At 66.2% G+C, this 8,867-nt stretch carries 9 protein-coding genes; 7 read left to right on the top strand and 2 right to left on the bottom strand.

The window, feature by feature from the left end; translation table 11 throughout:
• Nucleotides 1-302 (top strand): HNH endonuclease signature motif containing protein (locus A5673_RS10395; protein WP_197518343.1); only part of this gene is annotated, 302 nt, incomplete at its 5' end.
• Nucleotides 303-314: 12 nt separating this feature from the next.
• Here A5673_RS10395 and A5673_RS10390 read toward each other — a convergent pair.
• On the bottom strand, nucleotides 315-1,517 hold the full coding sequence (locus A5673_RS10390) for a TetR/AcrR family transcriptional regulator (RefSeq protein WP_068230959.1): 1,203 nt from the start codon (nucleotides 1,515-1,517) through the stop codon (nucleotides 315-317).
• 64 nt (nucleotides 1,518-1,581) lie between these two features.
• Entirely contained in the window at nucleotides 1,582-1,974 is a 393-nt protein-coding gene (locus A5673_RS10385) for a limonene-1,2-epoxide hydrolase family protein (RefSeq protein WP_068230934.1), read from the bottom strand.
• A gap of 285 nt (nucleotides 1,975-2,259) precedes the next feature.
• On the opposite strand from A5673_RS10385, the gene A5673_RS10380 reads away from it, so the two are divergent.
• The 6 genes from A5673_RS10380 to A5673_RS10355 are packed head-to-tail and all read left to right on the top strand — an operon-like array spanning nucleotide 2,260 to nucleotide 8,839.
• Entirely contained in the window at nucleotides 2,260-3,033 is a 774-nt protein-coding gene (locus A5673_RS10380; protein WP_068230956.1) for an ABC transporter permease, read from the top strand.
• Between the two features lie 48 nt (nucleotides 3,034-3,081).
• Complete coding sequence (locus A5673_RS10375; RefSeq protein WP_156748071.1) at nucleotides 3,082-3,858, top strand: ABC transporter permease; 777 nt, start codon at nucleotides 3,082-3,084, stop codon at nucleotides 3,856-3,858.
• 4 nt (nucleotides 3,859-3,862) lie between these two features.
• The gene (locus tag A5673_RS10370) at nucleotides 3,863-5,227 is read left to right on the top strand and encodes an MCE family protein (RefSeq protein WP_068230928.1); all 1,365 of its coding nucleotides are present in this window, start codon (nucleotides 3,863-3,865) and stop codon (nucleotides 5,225-5,227) included.
• A 44-nt stretch (nucleotides 5,228-5,271) separates the two neighbouring features.
• Nucleotides 5,272-6,300, top strand: a complete 1,029-nt coding sequence (locus tag A5673_RS10365; RefSeq protein WP_068230924.1) for a virulence factor Mce family protein — start codon at nucleotides 5,272-5,274, stop codon at nucleotides 6,298-6,300.
• Complete coding sequence (locus A5673_RS10360; RefSeq protein ID WP_068230952.1) at nucleotides 6,297-7,568, top strand: virulence factor Mce family protein; 1,272 nt, start codon at nucleotides 6,297-6,299, stop codon at nucleotides 7,566-7,568. Before A5673_RS10365 ends, A5673_RS10360 begins: the two co-directional genes overlap by 4 nt.
• Nucleotides 7,565-8,839, top strand: coding sequence for a virulence factor Mce family protein (locus A5673_RS10355; protein ID WP_068230948.1), 1,275 nt, complete (start codon nucleotides 7,565-7,567; stop codon nucleotides 8,837-8,839). Before A5673_RS10360 ends, A5673_RS10355 begins: the two co-directional genes overlap by 4 nt.
• Nucleotides 8,840-8,867: the final 28 nt, after the last annotated feature.

Here is an 8,867-nt window from a genome sequence, read left to right as displayed (position 1 = left end):
GCAAAGAACGCGGCTGCACCAAACCCGGCTGCGACGCCCCCGCCTACCACAGCCAGGTCCACCACATCAAAGGCTGGGCGGCCACCCGCCGCACCGACATCGACGACCTCACCCTGGCCTGCGGACCCGACAACCGACTCGCCGAACAAGGCTGGACCACCCGCACCAACGCCCGCGGGGAGACGGAGTGGATTCCGCCGCCGCACCTCGACCGCGGCCAACCCCGCACCAACACCTACCACCATCCCGAAAAACTCCTCCACCCCGACGACGACGACGGCGAGAGTCCCGGCGCCGCATAGCGCGGCCGCCGGTCAGGACCGGCTGGTCAAGATTGACAGTGCGATGGCGGTGATCTCGTCCGCGACCCCGGCGAAGCGGGTGAGATGCCATGTGCGAGCGACGTCTTCGATGAAACTGATCGCCGCCGCGACCAGAAGTCGCCCCTCGGCGGCCGTCGTCGCCGGGACCAGCTTGGTGATCTGCTCGATCCACACGGCCTCGCGGTCCGATTGATTTCTCAGGTACCCGTCGCGCACTTCGGCGGACGCGTGCGAAAGTTCGGTGACGGAAACGGCAACCAGGTCCGGAGCGTCCAGGCTGATTCGCACGTGACCTTCGACCAGCCGGCGAAGGCGTTGTGCGGGCTCGGGATTCGTGCGCAGTGCGCGGATGCATTCAAGGCTCCACCACTCGTCGAGGCGCCTGATGAGCGCGTCGAGGATTGCCTGTTTGGAGGGAAACGACCGATACAGCCCGGGTCCCGCGATCCCGGCTCCCTTCCCGATCTCGCTGGTGCTGACCGCCGGATAGCCCCGTGCCCGGAACAGGCGCGCGCCCGCCGCCAACAGGGTCTCGTAGCGGGAGAACAGCACGCCTTCTGTGTCTGAAGCGGCAGCGGTAGGCGGGAGGGGCGCCAACCCGCACTTGGGGGGCGTCTTGGCCGCGGCCATGCAGGCTTGGTAGAGACGGTCTTTGAGTTCGTCGGCCGGCAGAGTCAGATTGTGCCTGCCCAGGCTGGTCAGCGTGCTCGACACCGCCCACGCCCGCAGCTCCGAATGCGGCGGGCTCAGGCCCGGCACCTCCAGCAGGACGCTGTCGCGCATGCCGGCAACGATCGCGTTGATGCGGCGCCGCACCTCCGCACGGTCGGCCTCGTTCAGGTAGCGGGCCTCGCGCTGCCACAGCACCGTCAGGGCCCGAGACGCGACGGCCGCCGCGATCAGGTCCGGCAGGTCGACGCTCAGCGGGCGGGCCGTCGGCTCCGTCTCCCCGTCGGTGAGGCGGCGCGCGCTTTGGTACTGGTCCTGACCGGTTCGGATCGCTTCGGCGAGCAAGGCCTGCTTGTTGTCGTAGTGGCGGTACAGCGCGCGTGCGGTGACGCCTGCGGCCTCGGCGATGTCCTCCAATTTGACCGAATGGAAGCCACGCTCGATGAAGAGCCCGACGGCCTGTTCCAGAATCTGTTGCTTACGGTCCTTCGGCCGGCGCCTAGCGGGTTGGGCCAGAGCCTTCATGGTCCCCATCGAGTCGAACCCCCTTTGTGCGCACCGGAGTTACCCATCCCGCCATACCCATCGTCTACAGCTTCATCCCGCTTTGTCGCTCGAAGTCCGCCAGATCAAAGTAGTCGCTGAACCGGGTTATCTTGCCGTTCTGAACCTCGAACACGCCGGTCACGGGCAGCACGACTTTGCGGCCGTCGTTCATCGTGAAGTAATCGACGCGCTCGACCAACACCCGGCCGGGCTCGGCGGCCAGCGTGACGATGTCCAGCCTGGCATCAGAGAACGCGTCCAAGAACGCCCGGAATATCGCTCGGATGCCGGCAATGCCCTCGATCGGCTCGACCGGCACGTTGTGGTACACCGCGTTGTCGGCGAAGCCGCTGCAGATGGTGTCGAGGGTGCGCGCCTGCCAGGATCCGAGAAAGTCGCGAACGAGCCTCTCGCTGGTGTCCTTGGTGTCGGTCATTTCCGTATGGATCCCCTTCGGCTCGGACTACCCAAATACATCAGCCAATACCTCCTCCAGCCCGTCACGAACGGAGCATAGATTCGACCCACTAGCAGTACTAGCAAGATACATCATGACACATAAGTGGCTATTTGCTTCGCTATTTGCCATGCGCTACAGCATAAATATGCGTATCGGCTATGGACATGAGGCCCGGGTGCCGCGTACCCTCGCGGATGTCACTCGTCCACATCGACCTGTCCGGGGGGCCAGCGTGAGCAACTCGAGGTGGTGCGCAGCGCGATGGTGATGGTGGTCGATCAAGCGGCGAAGCCGGTCCGCGCGATGGGCGACTTCTTCGCGATGACCCTCGACACCTTCGCGTCCATGCTCAGGCCACCGTTCGCCTGGCGCGAGTACCTGTTTCAGTGTTGGTTCGTCGCGCGGGTCTCTACGGTGCCCGGGATATTGATGACGATTCCGTGGGCGGTCATCTCCGGTTTCCTGTTCAACGTCCTGCTGACCGACATCGGGGCGGCGGACTTCTCCGGCACGGGGTGCGCGATCTTCACGGTGGACCAGAGCGCCCCGATCGTCACGGTCTTAGTTGTCGCGGGGGCGGGCTCCACCGCCATGTGCGCGGATCTGGGTGCGCGGACCATTCGCGAGGAACTCGACGCGCTGCGAGTCATGGGCATCAATCCGATTCAAGCGCTGGCGGTTCCGCGCGTCCTGGCGGCGACGACGGTCTCGCTGGCCCTCAGCTCGGTGGTGACGGCGACAGGCCTCATCGGCGCGTTTTTCTGCTCGGTGTTTCTCATGCACGTCTCGGCGGGTGCGTGGGTGACGGGCCTGACCACACTCACCCACACCATCGACGTCATCATTTCGATGATCAAGGCAACGCTGTTCGGGCTGATGGCCGGGTTGATCGCCTGTTACAAGGGCATGTCTGTCGGCGGCGGTCCGGCCGGCGTCGGCAGGGCGGTCAACGAAACCGTGGTTTTTGCCTTCATCGTCTTGTTCGTCATCAACATCATTGTCACCGCCGTCGGCATGCCGCTGATGGTGTCGTGAGGTGAACCCGTGACGCTCACGAAAACCATTGCAGGCGAATGGAATCGGATGGGATCGCAGATGCGGTTCTACATCGACACGCTGGCCGGGATTCCCGATGCGATCATGCACTACCGAAGCGAGCTGCTGCGGGTGATCGCGCAGATGGGGCTGGGGGTCGGAACGCTCGCCGTGATCGGCGGCACGGTCGTCATCGTCGGCTTCTTGGCGATGACCACCGGCGCGATCGTGGCGGTGCAGGGCTACAACCAATTCGCCTCCGTCGGGGTGGAGGCCCTGACGGGCTTCGCGTCCGCCTTCTTCAACACTCGGGAAATCCAACCGGGGACGGTGATGGTTGCGCTCGCGGCGACCGTCGGGGCCGGCACCACCGCGCAGGTGGGGGCGATGCGGATCAACGAGGAAATCGACGCGCTCGAGGTCATCGGCATCCGCAGCATCAGCTACCTGGCGAGCACCCGGGTGCTGGCCGGAGTCGTGGTGGCCGTACCGCTGTTTTGCGTCGGCCTCATGACGGCGTACCTGGCCGCCCGGATCGGGACCACCGCGATCTACGGGCAGGGGTCCGGCGTCTATGACCACTACTTCAACACGTTCCTTCGTCCTAGCGACGTGCTCTGGTCGTCGTTCGAAGTCGTCGTGGTCGCCCTGATGATCATGTTGTTGTGCACCTACTACGGGTACACGGCGCGCGGCGGTCCGGCGGGGGTCGGCGAGGCAGTCGGCCGGGCCGTACGCGCCTCGATGGTCGTCGCGTCGATCGCGATCGTCGTGATGACCCTCGCCATCTATGGCCAGTCCCCGAACTTCCACCTGGCGAGCTAGTGGCATGAGTCGCGGTCGGGGCAGGCAGCGTCTACACGACGGCTGGTGGACGCTGATGCTGTTCGCGACGATCGGGGTTGTTGTCCTGGTGACGGCGGTGTCGTTCAACGGCACCCTCCGGTCCTATGTGCCGGTCACGCTGACCGCCGACCGCTCCGGGCTGGTGATGGACGCCGGCGCGAAGGTCATGCTGCGCGGCGTGCAGGTCGGCCGGGTCAGCCAGATCGGGGACGACCGGAACGGGACGCGTTTGCGGCTGGAGATCGACCCCGACCAAATCCGGTACATCCCAGCCAATGTCGAGGCACAGATCAGCGCCACCACCGCGTTCGGCGCGAAGTTCGTCGACCTGGTGATACCGCACGACCCAAGTCGCGCACGGCTTTCCGCCGGGGCGGAATTGCACTCGAAGAACGTGAGTACCGAGATCAATACCGTCTTCCAAAACGTCGTGGACCTGCTCGACATGATCGATCCGCTCAAGCTGAACGCGGTGCTGACCGCGGTGGCCGACGGCGTCCGCGGGCAGGGTGAGCGGATAGGCCAGGCCACCACCGACCTCAACCAGGTGTTGGCGGCACTCAACGCGCGCAGCGAGACCATCCGCCAGGATTGGCGATCCCTCACCAAGTTCAACGAGACCTACGGTGCGGCCGCCCAGGACATCCTGACGATCCTCAACGCCGCCAGCACGACCAGCACCACCGTCGTCAACCATTCGACACAGCTGGATGCGTTGCTGCTCAACGTCATCGGCTTGTCCATCACCGGGACCAATTTGCTCGGCTACAGCAGGGACAACCTCGTCGCGTCGGTCAACACCCTCGAGCCCACCACGGAGCTGCTACTCAAATACAACCCCGAGTACACCTGCTTCCTGCAGGGCACCAAGTGGTATCTCGACAACGGGGGCTACTCGGCCTGGGGCGGTGCCGATGGCCGGACGCTGCAACTCGACGTCGCGCTGTTGCTGGGGAACGACCCTTACGTCACCCCCGACAACCTGCCACTGGTCGCGGCCAAAGGCGGGCCGGGCGGAAAGCCGGGATGCGGGTCGCTGCCGGATGCCAGCAAGAACTTCCCGGTGCGCGAGCTTGTCACCAACACCGGGTGGGGAACCGGGCTCGACATCCGCCCGAACCCGGGCATCGGACATCCGTGCTGGGCTGACTACTTCCCGGTTACCCGCGCCGAGCCCAGGCCGCCTTCGATCCGCGCATGCATACCCGGTCCGGCGATCGGGCCGAACCCTGGCGGGCCACCGTACGGCGCGGCGCTGTACGGACCGGGCGGGGTGCCGCTCTGGCCCGGGGTGCCACCGGCGCCGCCGCCGGGCGAGCCCGGCCCGCCCGCGGCTGCGGGCCCCTGACCCCTCCCGCGTGACCGAGAACAACCGGCAAACAGGAGAAGATCATGCAGGACAACCTCAGAGGCGTCGTGGTGCGCTTCGGCGTCTTCCTGACGATTTGCCTGCTGACCGCGGCCCTGCTGGTTGCCGTCTTCGGGGAAGTGCGATTCGGGCAGGGCAAGACGTACTACGCCGAGTTCACCAACGTGTCGAACCTCAGGGAGGGCAAGCTGGTCCGGATCGCCGGCGTCGAGGTCGGCAAGGTCGAGAAGATCTCCATCAACCCGGACGCGACGGTGCGGGTTGAGTTCACCGCCGACGATTCGGTCACCCTCACGCAAGGGACCCAGGCGGTGATCCGCTACGACAACCTGTTCGGCGACCGCTACCTGGCGCTGGAGGAGGGGAGCGGCGCGCTGACCAAACTCGTTCCCGGACAGACGATTCCGCTGGCTCGCACCAAGCCGGCCCTGGATCTGGATGCCCTGATCGGTGGCTTCAAGCCGCTGTTCCGCGCGCTGAACCCCGACCAGGTCAACGCATTGAGCGAGCAGTTGCTGCAGGTATTCCAGGGGCAGGGCGCGACGATCGGCTCGTTTCTGGAAGAGGCGGCGGCGGTGACCAACACACTGGCGGACCGCGATCAGCTCATCGGGCAGGTGGTCAACAACCTCAACGTGGTGCTGGGTTCGCTTGGGGGACAAAGCGATCGGTTGGACAAAGCGGTCACCTCACTTGCGGAGTTGGTCCACGGGCTCGCGGAACGCAAGACCGACGTCTCCAACGCGGTGGCGTACACCAACGCCGCCGCCGGCTCGGTCGCCGACCTGTTGTCCCAAGCGCGGGCGCCGTTGACGAAGGTGGTTCACGAGACCGATCGGGTGGCGGAGACCGCGCTCGCCGACCGCGAGTATCTCGACAATCTGCTCAACACGCTGCCCGACAAATACCAGGCCCTGGTCCGTCAGGGCATGTACGGGGACTTTTTCGCCTTCTACCTCTGCGATGTCGTGCTCAAGGTCAACGGCAAGGGCGGACAGCCCGTGTACATCAAGGTGGCGGGCCAGGCCACGGGACGATGCGCGCCGAAATGAAATTCTTCGCGGAACGCAACCCGATGATCATCGGCACCGTGGGCATTGTGACGGTGGCGGGGATGGTGACGGCGGCGCTGGAATACCAGAAGCTGCCTTTTTTCGATCAGGGCACCAGCGTCGCTGCGTATTTCGCCGACGCGGGCGGGCTGCGGGCCGACAACACCGTCGAAGTCTCCGGCTACCCGGTGGGCAAGGTATCCAGCATCGAACTCGACGGTCCCGGCGTGCTGGTCAAGTTCAAGATTCACGACAACGTCCGGCTCGGCGACCGCACCGAGGCGGCGATCAAGACCAAAGGCCTGTTGGGCAGCAAGTTCCTTGACGTCATGCCGCGTGGCGAGGGCCGGCTCGACAAACCCATCCCGATCGAGCGGACGATGTCGCCCTATCAGCTGCCCGACGCGCTGGGCGACTTGGCCAGCACGATCAGCGGATTGAACACCGACCGGTTGTCGGCATCGCTGGACACCGTGGCGCAAACCTTTGCCGATACACCGGCGGATTTCCGCAACGCGATGAAAGGGGTGGCTCGGCTCGCGCAAACACTCGACCAGCGTGACGAGCAACTGCGCAGCCTGCTCGACAACGCCGCGAAAGCGACGGGGGTGCTGGCCAGGCGCACCGACCAGGTCGTGAGCCTGGTACGGGACACCACGGCCCTGCTGGGCCAGCTGCGGACCCAGAGCGCCGCCCTGGATCAGATCTGGGCGAATATCTCCGGGGTATCGCGGCAACTGCAGGGCTTCATCACCGAGAACCGACAGCAGCTGCGGCCGGCGCTGGACAAGCTCAACGGGGTGTTGACGATCGTCGAAAACCGCAAAGAGCGTGTGCAGAAGGCGATCCCGTTGATCAACAGCTATGTCATGTCGCTGGGCGAGTCGCTGTCGTCGGGCCCCTTCTTCAAGGCGTACGTGGTGAATTTGCTGCCGGGCCAGTTCGTGCAACCGTTCATCAGCGCAGCGTTTTCGGATCTGGGGCTGGACCCGGCCACGCTGCTGCCGTCGCAGCTGACCGACCCGCCAACCGGTCAACCCGGGACACCACCGTTGCCGATGCCGTTCCCGCGCACGGGGCAGGGCGGCGAGCCGCGCCTGAATCTGCCCGACGCGATCACCGGCAATCCCGGCGATCATCCGTGCGGCGCGCCCGCGGTGCTGCTGCCGGGCCCCGGCTGCTACCCCTACCGGGTGCCGCCGCCGGCCCCGCCGGCGGGCGGACCGCCGCCCGGGCCGCCCGCAGCGCAATCCGGGGAGCACCCGTGACCGCCCGGCTGCGCCGCGCAAGGTCGGTGCTGGCGACCGCGCTGGCCCTGGTGCTGGTGGCGGGAGTGATCGTCGCGATGGGGAGCCCCGGCGACACCGCCCGAACAACCGTGGTCGCCTATTTCGACAACAGCAACGGCGTGTTCGCCGGTGACGACGTGCGCATCCGGGGCGTCCCGGTGGGCAAGATCGTCAAAATCGAACCGCAACCGCTGCGGTCCAAGATCTCGTTCTGGATCGATCGCAGGCACAAGGTCCCCGCCGATGCCAAGGCGGCGATTCTGTCACCGCAGCTGGTGACCGGCCGAGCGATCCAGCTCACCCCGCCCTACGCCGGCGGGCCGGTGATGGCCGACGGCGCCGTCATCCCGCAGGATCGCACCGCGGTCCCGGTCGAGTGGGACGACTTGCGGGCGCAACTTCAGCGGCTCACCGAATTGCTCAAACCCACCCAGCCGGGCGGCGTCAGCACGCTGGGCGCCCTCATCAACACCGCCGCCGACAACCTGCGCGGGCAAGGCCCCACCATCCGGGACGCCATCGTCAAGCTGTCGCAGGCGGTGTCCGCGCTCGGCGACCACAGCAAGGACATCTTCTCCACCCTGAAGAACCTGTCGACGCTGGTGACGGCGCTGCACGACAGCGCAGACCTGCTCGAGCAGCTCAACCACAACCTGGCCGCGGTGTCGTCGGTGCTGGCCGACGATCCCCACAAAGTCGGACGGGCCGCCGAGGACCTCAACGCGGTCGTGGCCGACGTGCAGAGCTTCGCCGCCGACAATCGTGAGGCGATCGGCACCGCATCCGACAAGCTGACGTCGATCAGCAAGGTGTTGGTCGACAGCCTCGACGAGATCAAGCAGACGCTGCACATCAGCCCGACCGTGTTGCAGAACTTCAACAACATCTTCGAACCGGCCAACGGCGCGCTGACCGGTGCCCTCGCCGGCACCAACATGGCCAACCCGATCGCGTTTTTGTGCGGCGCGATCCAGGCCGCCTCCCGGTTGGGCGGCGAGCAGGCGGCGAAGCTCTGCGCGCAGTACATGGCGCCGATAGTCAAGAACCGCCAGTACAACTTCCCGCCGATCGGGGAAAACCTGTTCGTCGGGGCGCAGGCCAGGCCCAACGAGATCACCTACAGCGAGGACTGGATGCGGCCCGACTACGTTCCGCCGGCCACAAACGGGCCGCCCGGGCCGCCCGCGCCGACAAGCACCGACCCCGCGGCCGGCCTGCGCGGCATGATGATGCCGCCGGGAGGTGGCTGATGCGAACCGGCCGGCGCCGCTGGGCGGC

It is taken from the genome of Mycobacterium sp. E3198, from assembly GCF_001667015.1.
Lineage (GTDB): Bacteria > Actinomycetota > Actinomycetes > Mycobacteriales > Mycobacteriaceae > Mycobacterium.
Note: the sequence above shows the minus strand (reverse complement) of the source record. Positions and strands in the feature narration are given on the sequence as shown.